The organism is Streptomyces sp. NPDC006296 (genome assembly GCF_040613235.1).
Taxonomy (GTDB): Bacteria; Actinomycetota; Actinomycetes; order Streptomycetales; family Streptomycetaceae; genus Streptomyces.
Genome location: NZ_JBEXRT010000012.1, coordinates 18,010 through 40,742 on the forward strand (window position 1 = coordinate 18,010; position 22,733 = coordinate 40,742).

22 protein-coding genes and 1 pseudogene are annotated in these 22,733 nt (G+C 73.8%); 13 read left to right on the forward strand and 10 right to left on the reverse strand.

Annotated features, from left to right (window positions below):
- The first annotated feature begins 25 nt into the window (after positions 1-25).
- From ABZ172_RS10930 to ABZ172_RS10940, 3 genes are all read left to right on the forward strand, one after another.
- Positions 26-916 carry an oxygenase MpaB family protein gene (locus ABZ172_RS10930; RefSeq protein ID WP_356882487.1) on the forward strand — a complete coding sequence of 297 codons (891 nt, stop codon included), beginning with the start codon at positions 26-28 and terminating at the stop codon, positions 914-916.
- 97 nt (positions 917-1,013) lie between these two features.
- Positions 1,014-1,919, forward strand: coding sequence for an NAD-dependent protein deacetylase (locus ABZ172_RS10935; protein WP_356882489.1), 906 nt, complete (start codon positions 1,014-1,016; stop codon positions 1,917-1,919).
- A 459-nt stretch (positions 1,920-2,378) separates the two neighbouring features.
- Complete coding sequence (locus ABZ172_RS10940) at positions 2,379-3,839, forward strand: amino acid permease (RefSeq protein WP_356882491.1); 1,461 nt, start codon at positions 2,379-2,381, stop codon at positions 3,837-3,839.
- A gap of 254 nt (positions 3,840-4,093) precedes the next feature.
- Here ABZ172_RS10940 and ABZ172_RS10945 read toward each other — a convergent pair whose 3' ends face one another.
- Positions 4,094-4,525 (reverse strand): nuclear transport factor 2 family protein, encoded by a 432-nt coding sequence (locus ABZ172_RS10945; protein ID WP_356882493.1) that lies wholly within the window; start codon positions 4,523-4,525, stop codon positions 4,094-4,096.
- 86 nt (positions 4,526-4,611) lie between these two features.
- On the opposite strand from ABZ172_RS10945, the gene ABZ172_RS10950 reads away from it, so the two are divergent.
- The 6 genes and pseudogenes from ABZ172_RS10950 to ABZ172_RS10975 all read left to right on the forward strand — a co-directional run bounded on the left by ABZ172_RS10950 (position 4,612) and on the right by ABZ172_RS10975 (position 9,629).
- Positions 4,612-5,181, forward strand: coding sequence for a PadR family transcriptional regulator (locus tag ABZ172_RS10950; RefSeq protein WP_356882495.1), 570 nt, complete (start codon positions 4,612-4,614; stop codon positions 5,179-5,181).
- Positions 5,168-5,986 (forward strand): SGNH/GDSL hydrolase family protein, encoded by an 819-nt coding sequence (locus ABZ172_RS10955; RefSeq protein WP_356882497.1) that lies wholly within the window; start codon positions 5,168-5,170, stop codon positions 5,984-5,986. The genes ABZ172_RS10950 and ABZ172_RS10955 overlap by 14 nt, the downstream gene beginning before the upstream one ends.
- Before the next feature lie 336 nt (positions 5,987-6,322).
- Positions 6,323-7,126, forward strand: coding sequence for a methyltransferase domain-containing protein (locus ABZ172_RS10960; protein WP_356882499.1), 804 nt, complete (start codon positions 6,323-6,325; stop codon positions 7,124-7,126).
- 257 nt (positions 7,127-7,383) lie between these two features.
- Positions 7,384-7,767, forward strand: coding sequence for a DoxX family protein (locus ABZ172_RS10965; protein ID WP_356882501.1), 384 nt, complete (start codon positions 7,384-7,386; stop codon positions 7,765-7,767).
- Between the two features lie 269 nt (positions 7,768-8,036).
- Positions 8,037-9,050: pseudogene (locus tag ABZ172_RS10970) on the forward strand (cation diffusion facilitator family transporter); the annotation flags it as partial.
- Positions 9,051-9,281: 231 nt separating this feature from the next.
- Entirely contained in the window at positions 9,282-9,629 is a 348-nt protein-coding gene (locus ABZ172_RS10975; protein ID WP_356882745.1) for a hypothetical protein, read from the forward strand.
- A gap of 94 nt (positions 9,630-9,723) precedes the next feature.
- On the opposite strand, the gene ABZ172_RS10980 is transcribed toward ABZ172_RS10975, so the two are convergent.
- On the reverse strand, positions 9,724-10,869 hold the full coding sequence (locus ABZ172_RS10980; protein WP_356882747.1) for a DUF6596 domain-containing protein: 1,146 nt from the start codon (positions 10,867-10,869) through the stop codon (positions 9,724-9,726).
- Positions 10,870-10,877: 8 nt separating this feature from the next.
- Positions 10,878-11,285, reverse strand: coding sequence for a YciI family protein (locus ABZ172_RS10985; RefSeq protein ID WP_356882503.1), 408 nt, complete (start codon positions 11,283-11,285; stop codon positions 10,878-10,880).
- A 327-nt stretch (positions 11,286-11,612) separates the two neighbouring features.
- Between ABZ172_RS10985 and ABZ172_RS10990 the strand changes: the two genes are divergently transcribed.
- Complete coding sequence (locus ABZ172_RS10990) at positions 11,613-12,197, forward strand: helix-turn-helix domain-containing protein (RefSeq protein WP_356882505.1); 585 nt, start codon at positions 11,613-11,615, stop codon at positions 12,195-12,197.
- Between the two features lie 33 nt (positions 12,198-12,230).
- Entirely contained in the window at positions 12,231-13,535 is a 1,305-nt protein-coding gene (locus tag ABZ172_RS10995; RefSeq protein WP_356882507.1) for an MFS transporter, read from the forward strand.
- A 123-nt stretch (positions 13,536-13,658) separates the two neighbouring features.
- Here the strand turns inward: ABZ172_RS10995 and ABZ172_RS11000 are convergent, their stop codons facing one another.
- Entirely contained in the window at positions 13,659-14,981 is a 1,323-nt protein-coding gene (locus ABZ172_RS11000) for a geranylgeranyl reductase family protein (RefSeq protein ID WP_356882509.1), read from the reverse strand.
- 664 nt (positions 14,982-15,645) lie between these two features.
- The gene (locus ABZ172_RS11005) at positions 15,646-15,849 is read right to left on the reverse strand and encodes a cold-shock protein (protein WP_014158060.1); all 204 of its coding nucleotides are present in this window, start codon (positions 15,847-15,849) and stop codon (positions 15,646-15,648) included.
- A 417-nt stretch (positions 15,850-16,266) separates the two neighbouring features.
- On the opposite strand from ABZ172_RS11005, the gene ABZ172_RS11010 reads away from it, so the two are divergent.
- A complete protein-coding gene (locus tag ABZ172_RS11010; protein WP_356882511.1) occupies positions 16,267-16,893 on the forward strand; it encodes a hypothetical protein in 627 nt (208 codons plus the stop codon).
- Positions 16,894-16,962: 69 nt separating this feature from the next.
- On the opposite strand, the gene ABZ172_RS11015 is transcribed toward ABZ172_RS11010, so the two are convergent.
- Complete coding sequence (locus ABZ172_RS11015) at positions 16,963-18,072, reverse strand: glycerophosphodiester phosphodiesterase family protein (protein ID WP_356882513.1); 1,110 nt, start codon at positions 18,070-18,072, stop codon at positions 16,963-16,965.
- A 396-nt stretch (positions 18,073-18,468) separates the two neighbouring features.
- Here ABZ172_RS11015 and ABZ172_RS11020 point away from each other — a divergent pair, with 396 nt between their 5' ends.
- Complete coding sequence (locus ABZ172_RS11020; protein ID WP_356882515.1) at positions 18,469-19,359, forward strand: LLM class F420-dependent oxidoreductase; 891 nt, start codon at positions 18,469-18,471, stop codon at positions 19,357-19,359.
- 144 nt (positions 19,360-19,503) lie between these two features.
- Here the strand turns inward: ABZ172_RS11020 and ABZ172_RS11025 are convergent, their stop codons facing one another.
- The 4 genes from ABZ172_RS11025 to ABZ172_RS11040 all read right to left on the reverse strand — a co-directional run bounded on the left by ABZ172_RS11025 (position 19,504) and on the right by ABZ172_RS11040 (position 22,688).
- Positions 19,504-19,674: a hypothetical protein gene (locus tag ABZ172_RS11025; RefSeq protein ID WP_356882518.1), complete on the reverse strand. Its 171-nt coding sequence runs from the start codon at positions 19,672-19,674 to the stop codon at positions 19,504-19,506.
- A 464-nt stretch (positions 19,675-20,138) separates the two neighbouring features.
- Complete coding sequence (locus ABZ172_RS11030; RefSeq protein WP_356882520.1) at positions 20,139-20,405, reverse strand: hypothetical protein; 267 nt, start codon at positions 20,403-20,405, stop codon at positions 20,139-20,141.
- Positions 20,406-20,581: 176 nt separating this feature from the next.
- A complete protein-coding gene (locus ABZ172_RS11035) occupies positions 20,582-21,349 on the reverse strand; it encodes an NPP1 family protein (RefSeq protein ID WP_356882522.1) in 768 nt (255 codons plus the stop codon).
- A 202-nt stretch (positions 21,350-21,551) separates the two neighbouring features.
- Complete coding sequence (locus tag ABZ172_RS11040) at positions 21,552-22,688, reverse strand: hypothetical protein (RefSeq protein WP_356882524.1); 1,137 nt, start codon at positions 22,686-22,688, stop codon at positions 21,552-21,554.
- Positions 22,689-22,733: the final 45 nt, after the last annotated feature.

The following is a 22,733-nucleotide window of genomic DNA, read 5'->3' on the forward strand; positions in this document are numbered from 1 at the left end:
CTCTCGCGAGGCGCATACTGGGCTCATGGAATCGCCCACGCGTGCCGCACCCGGTCTGCGGGACCGGCTCGGCAGCGCCGTCTTCGCCCGGGTCGCAGGTCCGGCGGGACCGGAGAACCGCGCCCGTATCCACGGCACACCCGGTCCGCGCTGGTTCGGCCCCGACCGGCCGATCCGTACGGTCCACGGCGACGCGTCCATGTTCATCGGCGGTCTCCGGGCACTCCTGCTCCAGTCCCTGCATCCCCTGGCGATGGCCGCCGTGGAGGCCCATTCCGGTTATCGCGGCGATCCCTGGGGACGGCTCCAGCGCACCAGCACCTTCCTCGCCGTGACCACGTACGGGACGGCGGACCACGCCCAGCAGGCGGTCGACCGGATCCGCGCCGTGCACGACACGGTGCGGGGCACGACACCCGCCGGGGAGCCCTACGCCGCCTCCGACCCGCATCTGCTCGGCTGGGTGCACGTGGCCGAGGTCGAGAGTTTCCTGCTCGCGCACCGGCGCTACGGCGCCGCACCGCTCGACGCCGCCGGCTACGACGGTTACATCGCCGACACCGCACGCGTGGCGGAGGCCCTCGGGGTCATCGATCCGCCGCGCGACCGGACGGAGCTCGCGGCCCGGCTCCGCTCCTACCGCGCGGAGCTGCGCCCGACCGTGGAGGCGCGCGAGGCGGCGCGCTTCATCCTGCTGCATCCGCCCCTGCCCCGGGCCGCCCGTGCGCCGTACGCGGTCCTCGCCGCGAACTCCGTCGCCGCGCTCCCCCGGTGGGCCCGCACGTCGCTGGGGCTGCCCCGGCTGTCCGGCGTGAGCGAGGCGTGCCTGAACCCGACGGGGCGCGCCCTGACCGCCGCGATCCGCTGGGCGATGGCTCCGGGGCGCGAGGCGCACCGGCCGGCCGTGTCCGGCTGACACCCCGTCCCGGAACGCACCCCGGCAGGGCTCCCTCACCCGGGACCCGGCAGGCACGGCCACCGCCGCTGGCGGGTCCTTTCCGTACTCTGGGGGCATGCGTATGCGCCCGACCCTGAGCTGGACCCCCACCGAGGGCCTGGCCCCGGGCACCACGGATCCGGAGCCGGTGGCCGACGCCCTCCGGGCCGGTGGTGTGCTGGTCCTCAGCGGGGCCGGCCTCTCCACGGAGTCCGGCATCCCCGACTACCGCGGTGAGGGCGGGAGTCTCAGCCGGCACACCCCGATGACGTACCAGGACTTCACCGCGAGCGCGCAGGCCCGGCGCCGGTACTGGGCCCGCAGCCACCTCGGCTGGCGCACCTTCGGCCGTGCGCGCCCCAACGCGGGCCACCGGGCGGTGACCGCGTTCGGGCGGGAGGGCATGCTCTCGGGTGTGATCACCCAGAACGTCGACGGTCTGCACCAGGCCGCCGGCAGCGAGGGCGTCGTGGAGCTGCACGGGAGCCTGGACCGGGTCGTCTGCCTCGTCTGCGGTGACCTCAGCCTCCGGCGCGAGCTGGCCCGGCGGCTGGAGGAGGCCAATCCGGACTTCCGGCCGGTCGCCGCGGCGATCAACCCGGACGGCGACGCCGACCTCACCGACGCACAGGTGGGTGACTTCCGTGTGGTGCCCTGCACGGTCTGCGGCGGCGTCCTGAAGCCGGACGTGGTCTTCTTCGGTGAGAGCGTGCCCCCGGCCCGCGTAGAGCAGTGCCGCGCACTGGTCCGCGAGGCCACCTCCCTGCTGGTCCTGGGGTCCTCGCTGACGGTGATGTCCGGGCTCCGCTTCGTCCGCCAGGCGGCGCAGGCCGGCACGCCGGTGCTGATCGTCAACCGGGACGTCACCCGGGGCGACCGGCACGCCGTCACCCGCGTCGCGCTCCCGCTGGGCGCGGCCCTGGCCACCGTGGCCGGCCGGCTGGACGTCCCCGTAGAGGACGGGGTGTCCGGGCCCGCCTGAGACAGCGGCGGACGTGAACCACCCGCCCGGGGCTCGGGCCACCGGGAGGGCGGACGGCTGCCTGCGGTCCCGTGTCCGGCCGCGGTGACGCCCGGGGCACCCGGTCGTGACGGCCACCGGCCGGCCGGGGCGCCGTACCGGCCCATGCGCCCGCCACGGCGCCCCGCTCCGGTCCGCCGGGCCGCGGCGGCGACCCCGCACACCGGCCCCGTACCGGCGCGCCGGAGCGCCTGACGCCGGGGTGCGGACCGCGGGACCGTCCTCCGGGCCTCGCGCCGTCCGGCACGGTTCATCCAGTCGAAACCTCTGAAACACCTCAGATTTGTTTTCGCGGACCCCACCGCACTGCCAGAATCGCAGGGTTCCTGATCATGAGCCCTCGCGCCATCGCCGGATGCCCGCCCCCCACGGGCCCGGCCGGGACGGACCGTTTCCCCCTCACAAAGGCGAACCCCCCACATGAGTGACGGCAGCATCGCAGCAGCCGATCAGCCCGGCGCCGGCACCTCGTCGACGACCTCCCCCCACGTGGACGCCGGCGACGCCGGTTACAGCAAGGACCTCAAGTCCCGCCACATCAACATGATCGCCATCGGCGGCGCGATCGGCACGGGGCTCTTCCTGGGCGCGGGCGGACGTCTCGCCGACGCCGGCCCCTCGCTCGCCCTCGCGTACGCCGTGTGCGGCGTCTTCGCGTTCTTCGTCGTGCGGGCGCTCGGCGAGCTGATCCTCTACCGCCCGTCGTCCGGCGCCTTCGTCTCCTACGCCCGTGAGTTCATGGGCGAGAAGGGCGCCTTCGCGGCCGGCTGGCTGTACTTCCTCAACTGGTCGACGACCGCGATCGCGGACATCACGGCAGCGGCGACCTACGCCCACTTCTGGGGCCTGTTCAGCGACGTCCCGCAGTGGATCCTCGCGCTGATCGCCCTGGCCGTGGTGCTGACGGCCAACCTCATCTCGGTGAAGTACTTCGGCGAGATGGAGTTCTGGTTCGCGATCATCAAGGTGGCGGCGCTCGTCGCCTTCATGCTGATCGGCATCTTCCTCGTCGTCACCCGGCATCCGGTGGACGGGCACACCCCCGGGCTGTCGACCGTCGCGGACACCGGGGTCTTCCCGCTCGGGGCCCTTCCGATGCTGCTCGTGATCCAGGGCGTCGTCTTCGCCTACGCGTCCGTCGAGCTGTGCGGCGTCGCCGCGGGCGAGACGGAGAACCCGGAGAAGATCATGCCCCGCGCGATCAACTCCATCATGTGGCGGGTCGGACTCTTCTACGTGGGCTCGGTGGTCCTGCTCGCGCTGCTGCTGCCCTACACCGCGTACTCCGGTGACCAGAGCCCGTTCGTCACCGTCATGGACAAGATCGGCGTGCCGGGTGCGGCGGGCGTGATGAACCTGGTCGTGCTCACCGCCGCCCTGTCCAGCCTGAACTCCGGCCTCTACTCAACCGGCCGCATCCTGCGCTCCATGGCGCTCTCGGGCTCGGCGCCCCGTTTCACCGGGCTGATGAACAAGGGCCAGGTGCCCTACGGCGGCATCCTGCTGACCGCGGGGTTCGGGGTGCTGGGTGTCGGGCTGAACTACGTGGTTCCCGGCCAGGCCTTCGAGATCGTGCTGAACTTCGCGTCGATAGGGATCCTCGGGACCTGGGGCATGATCATGCTGTGTTCCCTGGTGTTCTGGCACCGCTCGCAGAACGGCGGGGTCGCCAGGCCCGCCTACCGCCTGCCGTGGGCTCCCTACACCCAGATCGTCACCCTGCTGTTCCTCGCCGGCGTGGTCGTCCTCATGTGGTGGGGCGGCGGCGTCGGGCGGACGACCGTGACCCTCCTGCCGCTGATCGCGGCGGCTCTGGTGGGGGGCTGGTTCCTCGTCCGCGGCCGGGTGCGCGAGATCGCACGGACCCGGCAGGACGCCTGAACCCTGCTCCCGGTGTGGCCCCCACCCGCGCGGGTGGGGGCCACACCTGTGTGTGCCCGCGGCGGGGAAGGCCGCGGGTGCGAGGGCTCCCTGCCCCGGGCCGCGGAACCTGGCGCGGGCTCGCCCCTGAACGGGGACAGCAGGGTCACAGCAGCACCGGGGCCGCTCCCCCTGCCGGAACGCGGGGGCCTCGCCGGGCACGGGAGCTTCCCGCGGTCGGCGGTCGGGGGTCAGCGGGTTCCGGGGCGAGGCGATCAGCGGTCGGCGGGTTCCGGGGCGAGGCCGTCGGCGACCAGGCCTGCGAGCACCGCCTCCCCCAGGGCGTGCACCGCGGACCGGGGACGCACCATCACGGTGAACTCCTTGATCCTGTCCGCCTCGTCGAACTGGAGCAGGTCGATCCCGTGGATCTCCTTGCCGTTCACCGTGGCCCGGAAGACCAGGATCGCCGACCGGGCCTCCTCGCCGTCGGCGCTGGTCTCGGCCGTGCCCTCGAAGTCGCCGACGTAGCGGAAGTCCTCGAAGGTGCGCAGCAGGACGCCGAAGAGTCCCGTCACCATGGCCCTGCCCTCGAAGGGCGTGAACTTCACGGGGCTGTAGAGGCGGATGTCCTCGGTGAACAGGTCTTCCAGCGCCTTGAGTTCACCCTTCTCCACGGCGTCGCGGAAGCGTTCGGCAGTCTGCATGACCTCTCCCCATACTCAAGAATGTGACTATTCATTTTCTTGAGTATGATGCAGCGGGGGACGACGAAAGGGAAGGGGCTGCTTCGATGGCCTTGCGGCACGCGGTGCTGGCGGCACTGCTGGACGGCGAGTACAGCGGGTACCAGCTGGCGAAGGCGTTCGACATCGGTGTGGCGAACTTCTGGCACGCCCTGCCGCAGCAGCTGTACGCCGAGCTGGCGAAGCTGGAGAAGGAGGGGCTGGTCTCCGGCCGGCAGGTCGTCCAGGAGACACGGCCGAACAAGCGGCTGTTCCAGGTCACCGACGCCGGCCGCGCCGAGCTGGAGGCGTTCGCCGAGGCCGCGGCGAAGCCGTCGTTCATCCGTGACGACCTGCTGGTGAAGGTCCAGACCGCCGACCGCATCGGCACGGCGCCGGTCATCCGGCAGCTGGAGGAGCGGGCGTCCGCGGCCGAGGCCAAGATCGCGCTCCTCGGCTCGCTGCTGCGGCAGTTGCGCGGCGAGGCGGACGAGGAGGACTTCCTCCTGCGGGGCGAGCGGATCGGCCCGTACCTCACCTGTCTGCGCGGCCTGGCGTTCGAACAGGAGCACCGGAGCTGGTGCCTCAGAATCGCAACCGTCCTCAGAGAGAGGCAGTCGACCCATGCCGAGCGGTGAGTACCTGCGTTACGTCGCGCTGGGCGACAGCCAGACCGAAGGGGTCGGCGACGGTGACGACACCGTCGGCCTGCGCGGGTTCGCCGACCGGCTCGCCGGGCACCTCGCCGCGGCCCGCCCGGAGGTGCTGTACGCCAACCTGGCCGTGCGGGGCCGGCTCGCCGGACAGGTGCGCGCCGAACAGCTGGGCCCGGCCCTGGCGCTGCGACCCGATCTGGCCACCGTCGTCGCGGGGGTCAACGACGTGCTCAGGCCGCGGTTCGACGCCGCTGAGGTGGCCGGACACGTGGAGGCGATGTTCGCCGCCCTCACCGGGGCCGGGGCCCATGTGGTGACGCTGGCCTTCCCCGACGTGACGCGGATCGTGCCGCTCGCCCGGCCGGTCAGGCCGCGCATCCTGGAGCTCAATGCGCGCATCGGCGCCGCGGCCGCCCGTCACGGGGTCACGGTCGTCGAGACGGGCGGGCACGCCGTCGCCACGGATCCCCGGATGTGGAGCGCGGACCGGCTGCACGCCGGCCCTCTCGGGCACGAGCGGATCGCCGCGGCCGTGGCCCAGGCCCTCGGCCTGCCGGACAGTGACGACGCCTGGACGCTCCCCCTGCCGCCGCGGGCCGTTGCCACGGGGTGGCGGACCGCCGGCGACGAACTGCGCTGGATCGCCGCGTTCCTGGGCCCGTGGCTCGGCCGCCGCCTGCGGGCCCGCTCCTCCGGCGACGGCCGTACGGCGAAGCGCCCCCAGCTGCTCCCGCCGGACACGCCGTGGCGCGCCCCGGACGGCATCGGGCAGCAGGAGCCCGCGTAGCGCCGCCCGCGTCAGCGCTGCGCCGCCCCGGCGCGGGGTGCGGCCGTTCGAGAACGTCCGGGCGAGGGTGCGGAAGGCCGCGGGCGTCCGGGCGGTGGTGCGGAAGGCCGTGCTGGGGGCGCGTGGACTCCGTCGGACACGGGGGCGTCCGCCCGCTCGGGCGGGTGGGCCGACAGGCCGGATCCGGCCACGGGATCGGCCTGGTCCTCGCGGAACCCGCAGCCCCGCAGTCCCGCGTCCGGTGGGCGCGGCCTGCACCCGGGCGCGTCCGGGACCGGCGCACGGGCCATCCTGGACACGTCCGGTCCGGGTGCAGCAGGAGAGACGGGTACGAGCATGACCGAACACGGCACGGAGAGCGGGTATCTGCTCGCCAACCAGCAGTCGGAGGCGGGCGTGCGGTTCGGCGCGCTGGCGGAGCTGTTCGATCCGGTGACGTTCCGGCACGTCGACCGGATCGGCCTCACCGAGGGCATGCGGTGCTGGGAGGTGGGGGCGGGCGGCACCTCCGTCCCGACCGGTCTGGCCGAACGGGTCGGAGCCTCGGGTCATGTGCTGTGCACCGACATCGACGTGTCCTGGGCTCAGGAGGCCGCCTCCGACGTCATCGAGGTCCTGCGCCACGACGTCGCCGCCGATCCCCCTCCGCCGGGCGGTTTCGACCTGGTGCACGCCCGGCTGGTGCTGGTGCACGTCCCCGACCGGGCCGAGGCGCTGCGCCGCATGGTGCGGGCGCTGCGACCCGGTGGCGCGCTGCTCCTGGAGGACGCCGATCCGGGGTTGCAGCCCTTGCTGTGCCCCGACGAGTCGGGCCCCGAGCAGCGGCTGGCGAATCGCCTGAGGGCCGGCTTCCGCGAGCTCATGGCGGCACGCGGCGCCGATCTCGCGTACGGCCGCACCCTGCCCCGGCAGCTGCGCGAGGCCGGCCTGAGCGACGTCCGGGCGGACGCCTGCTTCCCCCTCGCCTCTCCGGCGTGCACCGTCCTGGAGGCGGCGACCGTCCGGCAGATCCGCGGGCGGCTCGTGGCGGCCGGGATCGCGACCGACGAGGACATCGACCGCCATCTGTCGAACGTCGCCACGGGACTGCTCGACCTGGCGACGGCTCCGCTGGTCTCCGCCTGGGGACGCCGCCCGTAGCGCACGCCGCGGAGACTCGGGACCACGGAGGTGCGGGGCGAGGAGCGGGGAGCGGTGAAGCCGTCCTGCCGCGTGCGCGTGCGGTCCGGGAGTGGTCGGGCGTCCTGCCGTGTGCGCGTACGGTCCGGCATCGGCGGTTCCGTGTGGGCACGCGTCACCGGAGGCGGTGGACGCCGCTCGCGGGAGCGCCAGGGACCCTGCCCTTACCCAGGAGTAATGTTCGTGGCCCGCACCGCCGGTCATCCTCGGGAGCCCTCATGGCACACGCCCCGCACGCCTCGCGTTCGCCCCTGCTGCTTGCCGGTTTCCTGGCCGCGGCCGGGGTCGCGCACTTCGCCGTCCCCGCGTCGTTCGACGCGATCGTGCCGCGGTCCCTCCCCGGGCACCCCAGGACCTGGACCCGGGCGAGCGGCGCGGTCGAGCTGGCACTCGCGGCGGGACTCGCCGTGCCCCGTACCCGTCGCCTCAGCGCCCGGGCGACCGCGCTCCTCTTCGTGGGGGTGTTCCCCGCCAACGTCAAGATGGCGTACGACTGGCGCACCCGCCCCGCACGTGCGCGGGCGCTCGCCTACGGGCGGCTGCCGCTCCAGGTCCCGCTCGTCCTGTGGGCCCGTGCGGCAGAACGTTCCGCGACCCGCTGACCGGGGCGTGCGGCCGTGACGCCGCTCCGCGCGCCGCCGGTGTGCGGTTGCGAGCCTGTCGCACCTGGTCACGGAGGGTAGGACGGCCGTAGCCGCAATGGGTTCGATGTGCCACGGTGACGGGCATGGAGGGGAATCGGCACACGCAGGCACCCGACAGCGCCCACACCCACCGAGACGCCCACCCGGCCCGCGCACATGAGCACCGTCACCGGCCCGGGCCCACGGCCGCCGGAACGCCGCACCGGTCCGCGGGGTCCCTGTCGGGCCGGCTCCGCCACAGGCTCGCGCACGCGGTCCGGCCGCACGGTCACGAGGCCGCGGACAAGGTCGACAGGGCGATGGAGACGTCCCGCGCGGGCATGCGCACGCTGTGGATCTCGCTCGTCGTCCTGGGGGCGACGACCGTCGTCCAGACACTCGTCGTCGCCCTGTCCGGGTCGGTGGCGCTGCTCGGCGACACGATCCACAACGCCGCCGACGCGCTCACCGCCCTCCCCCTCGGCCTGGCGTTCCTGCTCGGGCGCAGGGCCGCGAACCGCCGCTACACGTACGGATACGGCCGTGCCGAGGACCTCGCGGGCATCCTCGTCGTGGCCGCCATCGCCGCGTCCGCCGTACTGACCGCCCGGGTGGCCGTCGAGCGCCTGCTCGGCCCCCGCGACCTCACGCATCTGTGGGCCGTCTCCGCAGCGGCGCTGGCCGGCTTCGTCGGCAACGAATGGGTCGCCCGTCTCCGGATCCGCACCGGGCGGAGGATCGGCTCGGCCGCCCTGGTCGCCGACGGGCTGCACGCGCGGACCGACGGGTTCACCTCCCTCGCCGTGCTCGTCGGGTCGGGGGGCGCGGCTCTCGGGTGGCGGGCGGCCGACCCGGTCGTCGGACTGCTGATCACCGCCGCGATCCTGTTCGTACTGAAGGACGCCGCCCGCGAGGTCTGCCGGCGCCTGATGGACTCCGTCGACCCCGCCCTGGTCACCGCTGCGGAGGACGCGTTGCGGGGCGTGGACGGGGTGCGGGACATCGGGCCGGTACGGATGCGCTGGATCGGCCACACCCTGCGGGCCGAGGCCGACATCGTCGTCGACGCCCGGCTGACGGTCGTCCAGGCGCACGAACGGGCGGTCGCGGCCGAACACGCGTTGATCCACGCGGTGCCCCGGCTGACCGCCGCGACCATCCACACCGACCACGTCCGCGTCACCGGCGCCGACCCGCACCGTGTGCTCGCGCGCCATGACGGCCGCCCGGACCCGACGGCCGAGGCGCCGGGACGGGCCTGAGGGACACCCGCGGCTCCGGTCCGCCCCTGCCGGAGACCGCGGCCTCCGGGGTCGAGCCGTGCGGCCTCGCGCGGCCGGCCGGGGAAGGAGCGGCCGGGCCGGCGGCGACTCCTCGCAGGCCCGGGACGGCACGGCGTCCGCCGATCGCATGAATCCGAGTGGCCGGAAATCGACCGCCCGGCGTGTGACTCGCGCCCGTAAATCGAACAGACGTACTATCCCGGGGTGCCCATGTACGACTTCCCCCAGGACCTGCGAGACGCCCAGCTCGCCCTCCACCGGACCCGCACAGCGCTGGACCGCTGTGCCGCGGCTCTCCCCTGGTCAGCCGAGCCGATGCCCGGGTGGCAGGGCGAGAAGCACCTGCACACCGAGTACCGGTCCGAGAAGGGCGACAGCCCCGGTTACACCCCCGAACAGCGCGACGAGATCGCCCGGCTGCGGACACAGCTGCTCGACCTGAGCGTCACGGTCTCCACCCACCCGTACTGGGCGACGGTGGACCGGGGCGAAGCCGTCGAGGTCCGCATGGCGCTGAAGCACGCCCACGAGGCGGCCGACGGAGCGCCGCAGCCCTGACCGGCGGCACGCCGTGCGCGGCGTCCCGCCGATCACGCCCGCGGGGTACCGGCCGGGCGGGCCTCCACGGCCGGGCCGTGCGCGGGGGGGACCGTCAGCCGGCCGGACGGGAGTTGAGCCGAGCGGCCTGCCGCGTCAGGTGGTCGCGCTCGGCCAGGTCGCGCGCCTTCCCGGCCGCCCGGGCGTACAGCCTCGCCGCGGTCACCGGGTCGCCGTCGCGTTCGTGGAGGTACGCCGCCACCGCGTCGTAGCGCGGAAGGGTGTCGTCCAGCGCCGCGAGCGCCGTCAGGCCGGCGCGCGGACCGTCGGCCTGGCCGACGGCCACGGCGCGGTTGAGCCGGACGACCGGGCTGTCGGTCAGCCGGGCGAGCTCGTCGTACCACTCCACGATCTGCACCCAGTCGGTCTCCTCGGCGGTGGGGGCGTCCGCGTGGAGTGCGGCGATCGCCGCCTGGGCCTGGAACTCCCCCAGCCCGTCCCCGCCCAGGGCGCGCTGGAGGATGTGCACGCCCTCGGCGATCGCCCCGGTGTCCCAGCGGCTGCGGTCCTGCTCGGCGAGCGGCACCAGGCTGCCGTCCGGCGCGGTCCGGGCGGGGCGCCGCGCGTGGTGCAGCAGCATCAGGGCGAGCAGCCCCGACACCTCGGGGTGGTCGATCGACGTGGCGAGCTGCCGGGTGAGCCTGATGGCCTCGGCCGCCAGGTCGACGTCTCCCGAGTAGCCCTCGTTGAAGACCAGATAGAGGACGCGCAGCACGGTGGACACGTCCCCCTGCCGGTCGAACCGGACACCGGAGACGGTTCGCTTGGCGCGGCTGATGCGCTGCGCCATGGTCGCCTCGGGCACGAGGTAGGCCCGGGCGATCTGCCGGGTGGTCAGCCCGCCGACGGCGCGCAGCGTGAGCGCCACCGCGGACGAGGGGGTCAGCGACGGGTGGGCGCACAGGAAGTAGAGCTGGAGCGTGTCGTCGGACGCGGGAGCCGGTCCGGGGACCGGCTCCTCGTCGACGCGGTCCTCGCGCCGGCGCCGGGAGGCGTCCGCGCGGGCCGCGTCGAGGAATCGGCGCCAGGCCACGGTGACCAGCCACCCCTTGGCGTCCTGGGGCGGATCGGACGGCCAGACGCGGACCGCCTCGACGAGTGCGTCCTGGAGGGCGTCCTCGGCCGCCGCGAAGTCGGCTCCGCGGCGGACGAGGATGCCGAGCACGCTCGGCGTGAGGCTCCTGAGCCGGGCCTCGTTCACCCCGGGGTTCACTCCGTGACGGTGGGCGGGGCGGTCAGGAAGGGGCGCAGTTCGAGCCACTCGTGAATCGGCTTCCCGCCCGCACCGGGGGCGGCGGACAGCTCCCCGGCCAGTTCGACGGCGCGCTCGTAGTCGTCGACGTCGATCACCATCCATCCGGCGATGAGGTCCTTGGTCTCGGCGAACGGCCCGTCGGTGACCGGCGGCCGGCCCTCGCCGTCGTACCGGACGAAGGTCCCCTCGGGGGAGAGCGCCTGGCCGTCGACGTACTCGCCGGTCCCCTCCAGGCGGGCCGCGAAGTCCTCCATGTACCGCATGTGGGCGGAGATCTCCTCGGGCGTCCAGCGGTCCATCGGCACGTCGTTGACCGGATCGGGTGCGCCTCGGTAGTGCTTGAGCAGCAGGTACTTGGCCATCGGTGGTTCTCTCCTCTGCGCTGTGCGACCCGTCGTGGTCGCGTTCACCCCGGGGACGGAGCGGGCGACCGGTTCTCGACATCGGCGGCCGACGTGTTCTCCGGCTCTCCGGAGGGCCCGGAGACGGCCGGGGGTCCCGCACGGTGCCCGCTCCCCCGCGCGGGGCTCCGGGACCATCGATACCACGCCGACGGGCGGCGGGCGGCGCACGTCCGTGGCGCAGGGGAGGACGGCTTCCGGCCGCGCACGTCCGCTCTCCGGCGGGACACACAACAGATGTGAAAATATTATTGCGCAATAAAATGTGCGCATCTATCGTCGGCGCGCATGCGAGAGAAGCGCGAGCCCGAGCAGATCACCGGCCTGCGCCGGCTGAAGGCCTTCACCCATCCCCTGCGGATGCAGCTCTACCGGCTGCTGTTCGCGGCGGGTACGGCGACCGCCTCCCAGCTCGCCGATCAGGTCGGCCAGGCTCCGTCACTGGTCAGCTACCACCTGCGCACGCTGGCCGAGCACGGCTTCGTGACCGGGGCGAGCGGGCGGGGCGCCGACGGCCGGGAGCGGTGGTGGCAGGTGGCGACCGAGGAGGGCTGGGGCTTCCGTTCCTCGGACTTCGCGGCCACCCCCGAGGGCGCGGCGGTGGCCGGTGCGCTGACCCGGGGCATCTTCGAGACCCGTGCCTCCCAGTACCGCGCCTATCTGGACCGGTCGGCCTCCTGGGGCGGGGCGTGGACCGACGCCGCGTTCAGCTCGGAGTGGCTCCTCGATCTGACGCCCGCCGAACTCGCGGAGATGAGCGAGGAGTTCAACGCGGTGGCGCGGCGCTGGCGGGACCGCGGCCAAGCTGCCGGGGCCGCGGAGGACCGCGAGCACGTGTCCGTGCACCTCTACGGCTTCCCGTTCCGGCCCTGATCCGGCCCCGACACCCACATCCAGGAGCCCCGCTTGACCACCACCGACCCGGCCCCACCCCGTGGCCCCGCCCTGCCCGCCTACCGTGACGGCAACGTGCTGCGGTGGCTCGTCGCGTACACCGCCTCACTCGTCGGCGACAGCGTGTACTTCGTCGCTCTCGGATGGTCGGCGCAGAAGACCGGCGGTCCCGCCGAGGTCGGTCTCGTCATGGCCGTGGGGGCCGTGCCGCGGGCGTTGCTGATGCTCGTCGGGGGCGTGGTGGCGGACCGGTCGGATCCGCGCCGGGTGATCCTGGGCAGCGACGCGCTGCGCTGCCTCCTCATCCTGGCGGTGGCCGGCGGGATCGCCCTGACCGCGCCGTCGCTGTGGATCCTGGTCGCGGTGGCACTGGTCTTCGGCGCCGTGGACGCGCTGTTCGTGCCGGCGATAGGCGCCCTGCCCCCGAGGATCACCGGCCCCGACCAGCTGGCCCGTGTCACCGGCATGCGCTCCCTGTCGGTGCGCCTCAGCCAGATCGCGGGTCCGCCGGCCGGCGGCCTGGCCATGGGGCTGGGCGGTACCGCGGCCACGTTCGCCGTGGCCGGCCTGCTCTTCGCCCTGTCCCTGCCCTTCCTCGCGACGATGCGCCTGCGGCCCCTGGAGAAGGGCCCGGTGGAGCGGCCGGGCCCCGGGACCGCACGCCAGGACCTCCTGGACGGGCTGCGCCACATCCGCCGGCACCGTCTCGTGGGTCCGCTCGTCCTGGTCGGCGGCGTCTGCGAGCTCGGGCTCATCGGCACCCTGAACGTCGGCATGGTGCTGCTGAACGCGGAGCGCGGCTGGGGGCCTTCCGGCTACGGCTGGATCATCAGCGGCTTCGGGACGGGTGCGGCCGTCAGCGCCGTGCTCCTCACCGTCATCGGCTGGCTGCCGCGTGCGGGCCTCGTGCTGGCGGGCACGCTGGCCGTGTGCTCCGCGGGGGCCGCGGCCATCGCGCTGGTGCCGGCGCTCTGGATCGCCGTGGTCGCGGCCGTGGTGACCGGGCTGTGCGCGGGCGTCTTCGCCGGTCTGAACAACGCGCTGGTCCAGATCTCGGTCGAGCCCGCGTACCTCGGCCGGGTCACCTCCGTCGGGATGCTGGTCTCCGTCGGAATCGCCCCGCTCAGCTATCCGCTGGTCGGGGCGGCCATCGGGGCCTGGGGCAGCGCCCCCGTGTTCGTGGGCTGCGGCGCCTTCGCCGGTCTGGGCGTGGTCGTCGTCCTGGCCTCCGGAGCGGTGCGCCGCGCCGAACTCCCCCGGCCGGTCCGGCGGCCGGAGCGGGGCACGGCGGGCCCCGGCCGGGGAGCACGGCCCTGACGGGACGCACGCGCACGGCTGTGCGGCTCCGCGGCGGCCCGGCCGCAGAAGCCGCACCCCGCGTCGCCCTCGGCTGACCTCAGCTGCACGACGGTTCGGCCCGCCGGCCGGGCACCCCGCGGCTCACCGGCGTCCGCGCTCCAGGCCCCGCGCACGCCGGCCCGACGCGGGAACCATCCGCACGACGCTCCGGACGACGGTGTCGATGAGATCGTCCGTCGGCGCGTCGCTCCCGTGCGTCAGAAGCCGGGCGAGGGTGCGCACCAGCGCCGGCGAAGCCATGACACGCGGGCTGAGCAGCGGCCGGTAGCCGTAGCGGGCGAGCACCAGGTCGGCGACGCTGTTGCCGAGCCGGTAGTAGCGCCCCCAGCGGCGGTTGACCTCGCTCGCGTACTGGTGGAGGGCCTGCTCACGCCCGGGACCCTCGGAGCGGTGCAGGGCGAGGGCGACGGTCTCGGCGGCGACCTCGCCCGCCTCCATCGCCTGCACGATGCCCTCACCGCTCCACGGGCTGACCATGCCCCCGCTGTCGCCGACCAGGAGCAGCCCGCGACCGTACTGCGGACGGCGGTTGAACCCCATGGGCAGCGCGGCGCTCCGCATGGGCGAGTCGGCGTTCTCCTCCCGCAGCCCCCAGTCCGCGGGCACCCGCTCCAGCCACCGGTCCATGGTGGCCCGCAGGTCGATCGCCCCGTGGCCGCGATGCGGCAGGGCACCCAGGCCGACGTTCACACGGCCGTCGCCGAGCGGGAAGATCCAGCCGTATCCCGGCAGGTCGCGCCCGGTGCGGGAACAGCGCAGGTCGGCCCAGAGCTCCAGGTAGGGGTCGTGCGTACGGGCCTCGCTGCGGTAGTAGCGTCGCGCGGCGGTGGCCATCGGCTTGTCCGGATCGCGTTCCAGCCCCATGGCGAGGGCCGTACGGGCGGAGGCGCCGTCGGCAGCGATCACCAGCGGGGCGCGGTAGTTCACCGGCCGCTTGTCGGCCCCGGTGACGGTGCTGACGCCGACGATGCGGCCGGCCCGGTCGGTCAGCGGGCCCGTCGCCTTGGTCTCCAGGCACAGCCTGGCACCGGCGGCCACCGCGTGGCGGGCCAGGATGTCGTCGAAGTCGTGCCGGGACCGGGTGAGTCCGAAGTCCGGGCTGCTGCCCGAGCGCGGCCAGTCGATGTGCACCTGGCGCCCTCCGCACACCCAGCGCATGCCCTTGGTGCGCATCCAGCCCGGGGCGTCGATGTCGACGCCCATCCGCACCAGTTGCTGCACCCCGCGCGGGGTGAGTCCGTCGCCGCACACCTTGTCGCGCGGGAAGTTCCCCTTCTCCAGCAGCAGTACGTCCACTCCGGCCCTCGCCAGGTGCAGCGCCGCGGCCGAACCCGCGGGTCCCGCGCCCACCACGATCACCTGCGCTCGGTGATGGTCGTTCCCCACGCCCTCGTCTGACTCCACGTGCTGACTCCTCGATGAGCCGGGCGGCCGGAGATCCGGTGCGGCCCCGGCGTCGGCCTGTCCGTCCGGCAGGCCCGGCTCCGGGCCTGCGCATCGAGCACCTACCCGGTCCGGGCCCGGGGCACCCTCCGGGGCGGACGGCGAAGTCGGACGCGGGCGGCGGGCGGAGGTCGGCGGTCGGCGGTCGGCGGTCGGCGGTCGGCGGTCGGCGGTCGGCGGTCGGCGGTCGGCGGTCGGCGGTCGGCGGTCGGCGGTCGGGCCACTTCGCAGGCTCGACCCGCGCGAGGCGCACCGGGTCACCGTCCGCCCGTCGCGTCCGTCCGTCGCGTCCGCGCATCGCGGAACGGTGAGTGCCGGGGCCAGGGGAACGTCAGGGAGGACCGGGGGCCCGGGAATGCCGGGGGCCCGGGAAACGTCGGGGAGGACCGTGGCCCGGGGACCACCAAGGGCCCGGAGCATGCCGGGGAGTGCCGGGGCCGGGCGACGCCCGGCGGTGCGTACGAGGGCCGCGGGCCGCGGCGGCCCTCGGGGGCTCGGCGGGGGCGCGTCGTCCTCGGGGCGTGACGCCGACCGGTTCGCTCCGTGGGAGAACGGAACGGCCGATACAGATCACCAGGCCCCGGGATCGTGCTCCCCGGGGCCTGGTTGATCTCGACCTACACCGTCAGGCGGTCGTGATGTTCTCCGCCTGCGGGCCCTTCTGGCCCTGGGTGACGTCGAAGGTGACGGCCTGGCCTTCCTGGAGCTCCCGGAAGCCGGTGGCGTTGATGGCGGAGTAGTGCGCGAAGACGTCCGGCCCGCCGCCGTCCTGCTGGATGAAGCCGAAACCCTTTTCGGCGTTGAACCACTTGACGGTTCCGCTGGCCATGCTCATGCCTTCCCGTTGATATCCGGATCCGCACCACGCGTGCCCGGAGGCGTCGTGGACCGCGCCGACACAGCGAAACGCCCGCACCGAAGCGCGGGCTTGTACGGCGAACCACGACATCTGGCAGTGACGCTACATGGCGAAACCGGCCCCCACCAGAGAGCAACGACGGGATGTGGAGGAGTTGTGCGCTCGACTCACTCCTACGCACGGCACGCGAGGGAGGCGAGGCGCTGACGCGGCGTCCGGTTCACCCGCGCGGGCGGACACCGACGGGGCAGGTGGGGCCGGTGATCCGAGGGGTCCGAAGGCCCGCGGCGGGGCGGATCGGTGCTGCCCCGGCGGTGGCTCCCCCGGTGTCGGTAGCATCGGCCGCCCTGCTTCTTTGAGACACGACGACCGAAGGACGAGGACTGCATGTCCGAAAACACTCCTACTTCCGGCATCAGCGCGGACTACGCGCAGCGGATCGAGGACGATCTCGCCGCGAACCGCAGCGAGCAGGACCGGGCGCGTGCCGAGCTGACCCGGCTCCAGGACGAGATCGCCCAACTGGAGGAGGGCGAGCGGATCCTGGTCAGGATGCAGGACGTACTGGGCGACGCCGTGAAGTCCGCCTCCCGTGCGGGCAAGGGCCGCCGGGCACCGGCGTCCGTACCCGCCGCGCGGTCGGCCGGGGGCGGGGCGGCGGCGAAGAAGCGGGGAAGCACGCCGAAGTCCGGTGCGCGAGCGGGGCAGCGGAGTGACGCGGGGCGGACCGCGTCTTCCAGGAAGGTGTCGTCGAAGGGGACCGGCGGGCCGACGTGGCGTGAGCTGGTCACGTCGTACCTCGCGGGCCAGCGGGAGCCGAAGTCGGCCGCAGAGGTGGCCGCGGCGCTGACGGAGGCTCATCCGCAGCGCTCGCCGCAGGTCACCGTCGTGCGGAACACCCTGGAGCAAGGAGTCGCGCACGGGCTGCTGGAGCGCTCCAAGCAGGGCCGGTCCGTCTACTACAGCCCCGTGTCGGCCCCGGATCTCGACACCGCCGCGGTTACCGCTCCGTAGCCGTACCCCCGGGGTGTGCGCGGCGGGCCGGAGGGACGGGGCGCGCCTCCGGGAACCGCCCGCGGCGCGTCAGGGACGCGGCACCGGGTACGCCCTCGGCAGGGGCATGCCGCGCTCGGCCATGAGGTCCCGCACACGGTCCGGATAGTCGGTGATGATCCCGTCGACCCCCATGTCCATCAGCGCCTCGACGGTGGCGGGGTCGTCACAGGTCCAGGGGATCACCTTCAGTCCACGGCGGTGGGCGTCCCGCACCATCGTCCGGTCGGGGTAGAAGCGGAAGCCGGGGTCCGCGACGGTGCCGTTCTGCGGGAAGCCGTAGTTGGGGGACAGCGCGGTCACCCCGGGGACGGCTGCGGCGGCCCTCACGAAGTCCCCGCCGTAGTCGTCGGCGTCGATCCCGCCGAGCCAGGGCGAGGCCCCGGGCTCGCCCACCTGGAGGAAGTCGTAGTTGGTCAGCGCCACCAGCGGGTAGTCCGGAGCGAGCGTGTGCATCTCCCGCAGTGATCCCCAGTCGAAGGACTGGACGGACACCTGGTCCTCGATGCCCGACCGGTGGATCTCCTCGAAGACGCGGCGGACGAACAAGGAGCGCGGAGCGGTCTGCTCGGGTGCCCCGGCCTCGACCTTGGTCTCGATGTTGAGCCTCACACGCTTCGCCCCGTGCTTCCGCACCAGCCCGAGGACGTCCTTGAGCTCGGCCATCCGGGCGCCTGCGATCCGCTCCTGCTCCGGGAAGCCGGGCAGCTGCCGGTATCCGCAGTCCATCGTCCTGATCTGCGCGAGCGTCAGATCCTTGATGTATTTTCCGACGTACGGATACATCGGATCGCGCGGTGCCGACGGACCGGTGTCCCGGCACTTCTGGGCGCTGACCTGGCGGTCATGGGTCACGACCACCCGCCGGTCCCTGGTGATCTGGGTGTCGAGCTCCAGGGTGCTGACGCCCAGGCGCAGCGCCTTGCCGAACCCCTCCAGGGACGACTCCGTGGTCAGCCCGAGGCCTCCGCGATGGGCCTGCAGATCGAACACGGGACGGTGAGCCGGCCCGTGCGCATGGGGCGGCGCGGCCGCGGGGAACGACTCGGCCGCGTGCGGGGGCACGGCCGCGTGCGCGGTCGCCGGGACCACGAGCGCGAGGGAGAGGGTCAGACCGGCCAGTGCGTGCTTCAGGGACATGGGTGCCTCGTCTGTCACGTCGAACAGGACGCCGTGAAGCCAATCCCGGAGAGCCGGCTGGCACGGGGCCCCACCGTAAGCACCACGTGAACGTCCACGGAACGGTCGCACCGGGAGAGGCCGGCCGGGCTGCGTCGCACGCGGAGCGACGGCCCGGCGGCGCCCACGGGCAGTCTCGAAAGGTCCGGGCGGCGCCGTCGCTCGCGGACGCACCCTCCGCCCCGGTGCCACCACCCCGCGCACGCGCCACCGTCCACCGCCCGTCCGTCCCGTCCTCGACGCCCGTTCCGCCTTCCTTGCCGTCCTCGACGCCCGTCCCGCCTCCGGGGCCGGCTCCGTTCGGACGAACCCTCGCCCGGCCGGGAATAGGCGCGCCGGGACGCGGTTGACCTCACCATGAGTGCAGACAAGCGTGAGACGTTCGGACAGGTCGGCATCTGGAGCAGCGCCCTGCACGGGTCGCGTACCGACGACGCGGGCAGAGCCGCGATCGCGGAAGCCGTCGCCGAGCTCGAGGAGCTGGACTACGGCACCCTCTGGATCGGCGGGAACGCGTCGGTCGAGGACGCCGCGGCCCTCGTCGCCGCCACCCGCACGGTCACCGTGGCCACCGGCATCCTGAGCATCTGGGACCACACCGCGGAGGAGGTGGCCGCGCAGATCGCCTCGATCGCCGCGAGCGCGCGGGGGCGGTTCGTGCTCGGTCTGGGCGTCAGCCACGGCCCGATGGTGCCCCGCTACGCGAAGCCCTACAGCGCGATGGTCGCCTATCTGGATGCCCTCGACGCCGCGAAGCCCCCGGTGGACCCGGGACACCGGGTCCTGGCCGCCCTCGGTCCCAAGATGCTGAAGCTGGCCACCGGCCGCTCGCTGGGCGCCCACCCCTATCTGGTCACCGCCGAACACACGGCGGAGGCACGTGCGGCGCTGGGTCCCGACGCACTGCTCGCCCCCGAACTCTCCGTGGTCCTCGACACCGACCTGGAGCGGGCCCGCACCACGGCGCGGACCATGCTCGCGCTCTATCTCAAGCTGCCCAACTACACCGACAACCTGTTGCGCCTCGGCTTCGCCGAAGCCGACTTCGACGGAGGCGGCAGCGTCCGTCTCCTCGACGCCCTGTTCGCCCTGGGCGACGCCGAGCGGGTGCAGGCCCGGACGCGCGAGTACCTCGACGCCGGCGCCGATCACGTGGCACTCCAGGTGCTCACCGCCGGCGAGGGCCGCAGCGGACTCCCCCGGGCCGAATGGCGTGAGCTGGCCGGAATGTTCGCCGGCCGGTCGTAGGGCACGGCACCGCGGCCGATCGGCTCGTCCCGCCCCCTGCGGACGGACCGGTCCGGCGACAGCAGCCCCGGACGAGCGCGCCCGCCTCCGCGCGTGCCCGGCCGGAACGCCGCCACCACGGTGTTCCGGCCGGGCACGCGAGGATCATCGCCGGCCGACTCTGCGCCCGTTCCCGATGCCCGCGACGTGCAGGGCCAGCAGGATCAGGCCGATCAGCATGACGTTCGTCGAGGAGAAGACGTCGTTCGTCGCTATCTCGGCAGCGTTGATCAGGAAAGCGATGAAGAACAGTACGGCCGCGCCAATACCCAACATGACATGTCCCTTTCGTCGTTGGAACGCATATGCCCCCGGATACCGCGGTCAGACCTCGCCTGCCGCGCACACCACGATCCGGGTCGGCGGGCGCGGCCCCGCGGTGACGAACAGGCGGCCCCGGACCTGCGGGACCGGCCGCCGATACCGAGGAGGGGTCCGTTTCGCCGATACCGAGGGGACGTCCCGCCGGGGCGCGAGGAAGCGGCCTTCCCGCACGGCTTCAGCACAGCGGACGGGCATCCTCGGCGCCCGCCCGGACGGCTTCCGCACCGGGACGGTCAGCCTCGGCCGATGGCAGGCACCGGCCGGGGTGAGCCCTCCGCCCGGAGCGGGCGGGTGTGGTGGGCAGGCCGACCCGCGACCACCGTCCGGTCGGGCCGGAGACCGTGGTGCACCGCCCCGCCGACGGCCACCACGCCGCTTCCCCGCACCGCACCCGGCTGCGCACAGGACCGGGCGGCTCAGGGGCTGTCCGCCTCCCAGGCCCAGCGCTGCGGATCGGCAGCCAGGGGCCCGTACACGGTGCGGCCTCCCGCACCGAATCTCCCCAGTTCGGTGCCGAGCGCGGCCCCCGCGGCCAGGCGGTCCCGGGGCCAGCCGGTCACGTCGAGGAGCAGGCCGTCCAGCGGTCCGCCCACCAGCTCCACGTAGACGCGCCCTGGCCGGGGTCCCGGGTCGGGGTCGTCGTGGTCGGCGCCGTAGACGCGGCGCCTCATCAGTTCGTCCATACGTGCAGCATCACAGCCACCACTGACAGCCGGTCCCGTTCCCCCGGCCGCGCGCTCCGCCCGCAGGACGACGGGCACGGCGCCGGCCGTGTCCTCGGTGTGCGGACGGCAGGGCCGGGCGTCCGCCTGCGCGTCGCCCGGCCCCTCGGATCAGCCCCTCGGATCAGCCCTTGGGATCAGCCGTTCGGATCGAAGGGGATGCCGGTCGGAAGGGCCTTCTCCAGGTGGTTGCCGAAATTGCCGTCCTTGAGCCCGAAGACCGCACTGCCGAAGTCCGCCTGCACCAGCTTGTCCCGGAGTCCGGCCGGGTAGCCGTTCCAGCCGACGAGGGTGGGGAACCGCCAGTCGTGGTAATGGTTCTCCGGCGGTTCGTCGTTGGCGTTCGCGGGGCGGAAGCAGTGGGTGCCGATTCCGTCCTTGTGGTAGACGACCTTCGGGTGGTTGCCGTCCCAGCGGATCTGATCACGGTTGTAGACGTCGAAGTCCCCGTGGGCGGAGGTGGACACGTAGCGCGCCTCGTCGTCCTTGATCCACACCACGACGTGCTCCCAGTCGTGCCGGTGACCGCCGAGCCCGCTGCCGGCCACCGCCTGGTCCTTCTCGAAGTAGAGCCCGTACATCACGGCACACCAGCCGTTGTTGCACAGGGAACGGGCGTAGCCGTTGGTGTTGTCCAGATCCTCGGCGTCGTGGCAACTGCCGTTGACCGCACCGGTGGTGTTGAGCCCGGTGGCGATCGCACCGTCGGGGCCGATCGCCGGCGTCGGGTAGCAACCGTCCGTGTCGTAGTCGAACGCCGGCTGGTACGTCTGCTCCAGGGCGTCCGCGGCGGCGGGCAGCGCCGGCGGCGGGGCGGCGAACGCGCTGCCCGCCGAGGCGACGACGAGCGCCGCGGCGCTCGTCACGACGAGGGCGGCCTTGCGGATGGGTGTCCTGCTTCTCACTGCGTCCTCCCGGTCGGCGCGTGTCTGTGGGGGGCACGCGCGCTACGCCTGGCATGCCCGTCACCCTCGCTTTGAACCCTGCCAACACGCATGGCCCGGGGCGGAGTTGCCGGTACCGGTCCGGGCGGCACGGTCTCGGGCACCGGGGCGCGGGCGGGACGCCGGACGCCACCGCCGTCGTCAGTGCGGGAGTGCGGCCGCCTCAGCCGCGGCGAGCCGCCGCGGGGGCGGCCGCTGCGGCCCCCGTCTGCGCGGCCCGGCCCGGGCGAAGGGTCCACGGCACCGGATCGGTGTTCGTCAGCCAGCCTTCGGCGATCAGCCGACGGATCACGTGGATGCGCAGTTCCCGGGACATCTTGCCCCAGCCGAGCTCCTTGCACAGCTGCTTGACGGAGGGTCCGTGGCCGTGCGCCGCGCGGAAGGCGGCGGCCGACGCGGCAGCCGCGGGCCCCTGATCGGGGTATGCGGCGGCCCAGACGCCGTAGGCCCGGCGCGCCTTCTCCCCGAACTGGGCGGGGACCGCCTTGCGCATGAACGCCTCCGACACCCGGGAGGTGGAGAGTGCGCACGCGGCGCAGCTCTCGACGGCCTCGACATGCCGCCGGAGGGCCACGCTCGCCCGGTCCTTCCACTCCTCCCAGCTCGGCCCCTCCGCCTCCGGCTCGTCCCGCACGGCGGGCTCGGTGTCGGGCAGGGGCCGCAGGCCGGACAGATGGCGCACCGCGTCGGCCAGGGCGTACCGGTCGCCGTCCAGCTCCCGGAGGAATCCCTTGGTGAGCAGCTCGGGCAGGGCGGCACGACACGGGTCCGGCAGATGAGCGGGCAGCGTGCCGTGCGCGTCGGCCGGTCCGTGAGCGGCCAGGAACAGCGCGGCCAGCCGGGCGGCGGTCGAGGTCTTCTTGACCGGCTTGGCGGACAGGGTGCGGACCGTCCAGCCCGACACCCGGGAACGCATGACCTTGCCGAAGGGCAGCCGGGAGTCCGGCCGGCTCCCGAGGTCCGGGACGGTCACGCCCGCGGGGGTCACGAGATCGTCACCGAGCAGCGCCTCCTGGCCCTGCCAGCCCAGCGCGGCGAGGGCCGTGACCGCTGCCTCCGGATCGGTGAGCCGGAGGCTCCGCAGGTCCTGGCCGGTGAGGTTGCCGACGCCTCGGCGGGCGGCCCGGATCGCGACGACGGTGGCGAGGAGCTGCGCGTCCGCCCCGCTCAACGGCAGGGCGCTCACGTAGGCCAGGAGGGCGCGCGCGGCCTCACCCTGGTGCGGTGTCAGCAGGAAGGGCTTCGGGACCACCGCCGGGGCGGCCGGGGGGAGAGGTGCGCGGGGGGAGGGAGAAGACACGCCCTGCTCAACGCGTCCGGCGACCCGAGGTCACCGTTCGCACCG

What these genes read in the sequence shown, in the direction of transcription:
- ABZ172_RS10960 (WP_356882499.1), top strand. Translation starts at nt 6,323, where the DNA reads ATGACCGAACACGGCACGGAGAGCGGGTATCTGCTCGCCAACCAGCAG.
- ABZ172_RS10975 (WP_356882745.1), top strand. Translation starts at nt 9,282, where the DNA reads ATGTACGACTTCCCCCAGGACCTGCGAGACGCCCAGCTCGCCCTCCAC.
- ABZ172_RS10965 (WP_356882501.1), top strand. Translation starts at nt 7,384, where the DNA reads ATGGCACACGCCCCGCACGCCTCGCGTTCGCCCCTGCTGCTTGCCGGT.
- ABZ172_RS10945 (WP_356882493.1), bottom strand. Translation starts at nt 4,525, where the DNA reads ATGCAGACTGCCGAACGCTTCCGCGACGCCGTGGAGAAGGGTGAACTC.
- ABZ172_RS10930 (WP_356882487.1), top strand. Translation starts at nt 26, where the DNA reads ATGGAATCGCCCACGCGTGCCGCACCCGGTCTGCGGGACCGGCTCGGC.
- ABZ172_RS10950 (WP_356882495.1), top strand. Translation starts at nt 4,612, where the DNA reads ATGGCCTTGCGGCACGCGGTGCTGGCGGCACTGCTGGACGGCGAGTAC.
- ABZ172_RS10935 (WP_356882489.1), top strand. Translation starts at nt 1,014, where the DNA reads ATGCGTATGCGCCCGACCCTGAGCTGGACCCCCACCGAGGGCCTGGCC.
- ABZ172_RS10985 (WP_356882503.1), bottom strand. Translation starts at nt 11,285, where the DNA reads ATGGCCAAGTACCTGCTGCTCAAGCACTACCGAGGCGCACCCGATCCG.
- ABZ172_RS10940 (WP_356882491.1), top strand. Translation starts at nt 2,379, where the DNA reads ATGAGTGACGGCAGCATCGCAGCAGCCGATCAGCCCGGCGCCGGCACC.
- ABZ172_RS11005 (WP_014158060.1), bottom strand. Translation starts at nt 15,849, where the DNA reads ATGGCCAGCGGAACCGTCAAGTGGTTCAACGCCGAAAAGGGTTTCGGC.
- ABZ172_RS10990 (WP_356882505.1), top strand. Translation starts at nt 11,613, where the DNA reads ATGCGAGAGAAGCGCGAGCCCGAGCAGATCACCGGCCTGCGCCGGCTG.
- ABZ172_RS11025 (WP_356882518.1), bottom strand. Translation starts at nt 19,674, where the DNA reads ATGTTGGGTATTGGCGCGGCCGTACTGTTCTTCATCGCTTTCCTGATC.
- ABZ172_RS11020 (WP_356882515.1), top strand. Translation starts at nt 18,469, where the DNA reads ATGAGTGCAGACAAGCGTGAGACGTTCGGACAGGTCGGCATCTGGAGC.
- ABZ172_RS11010 (WP_356882511.1), top strand. Translation starts at nt 16,267, where the DNA reads ATGTCCGAAAACACTCCTACTTCCGGCATCAGCGCGGACTACGCGCAG.
- ABZ172_RS11030 (WP_356882520.1), bottom strand. Translation starts at nt 20,405, where the DNA reads ATGGACGAACTGATGAGGCGCCGCGTCTACGGCGCCGACCACGACGAC.
- ABZ172_RS11015 (WP_356882513.1), bottom strand. Translation starts at nt 18,072, where the DNA reads ATGTCCCTGAAGCACGCACTGGCCGGTCTGACCCTCTCCCTCGCGCTC.
- ABZ172_RS10955 (WP_356882497.1), top strand. Translation starts at nt 5,168, where the DNA reads ATGCCGAGCGGTGAGTACCTGCGTTACGTCGCGCTGGGCGACAGCCAG.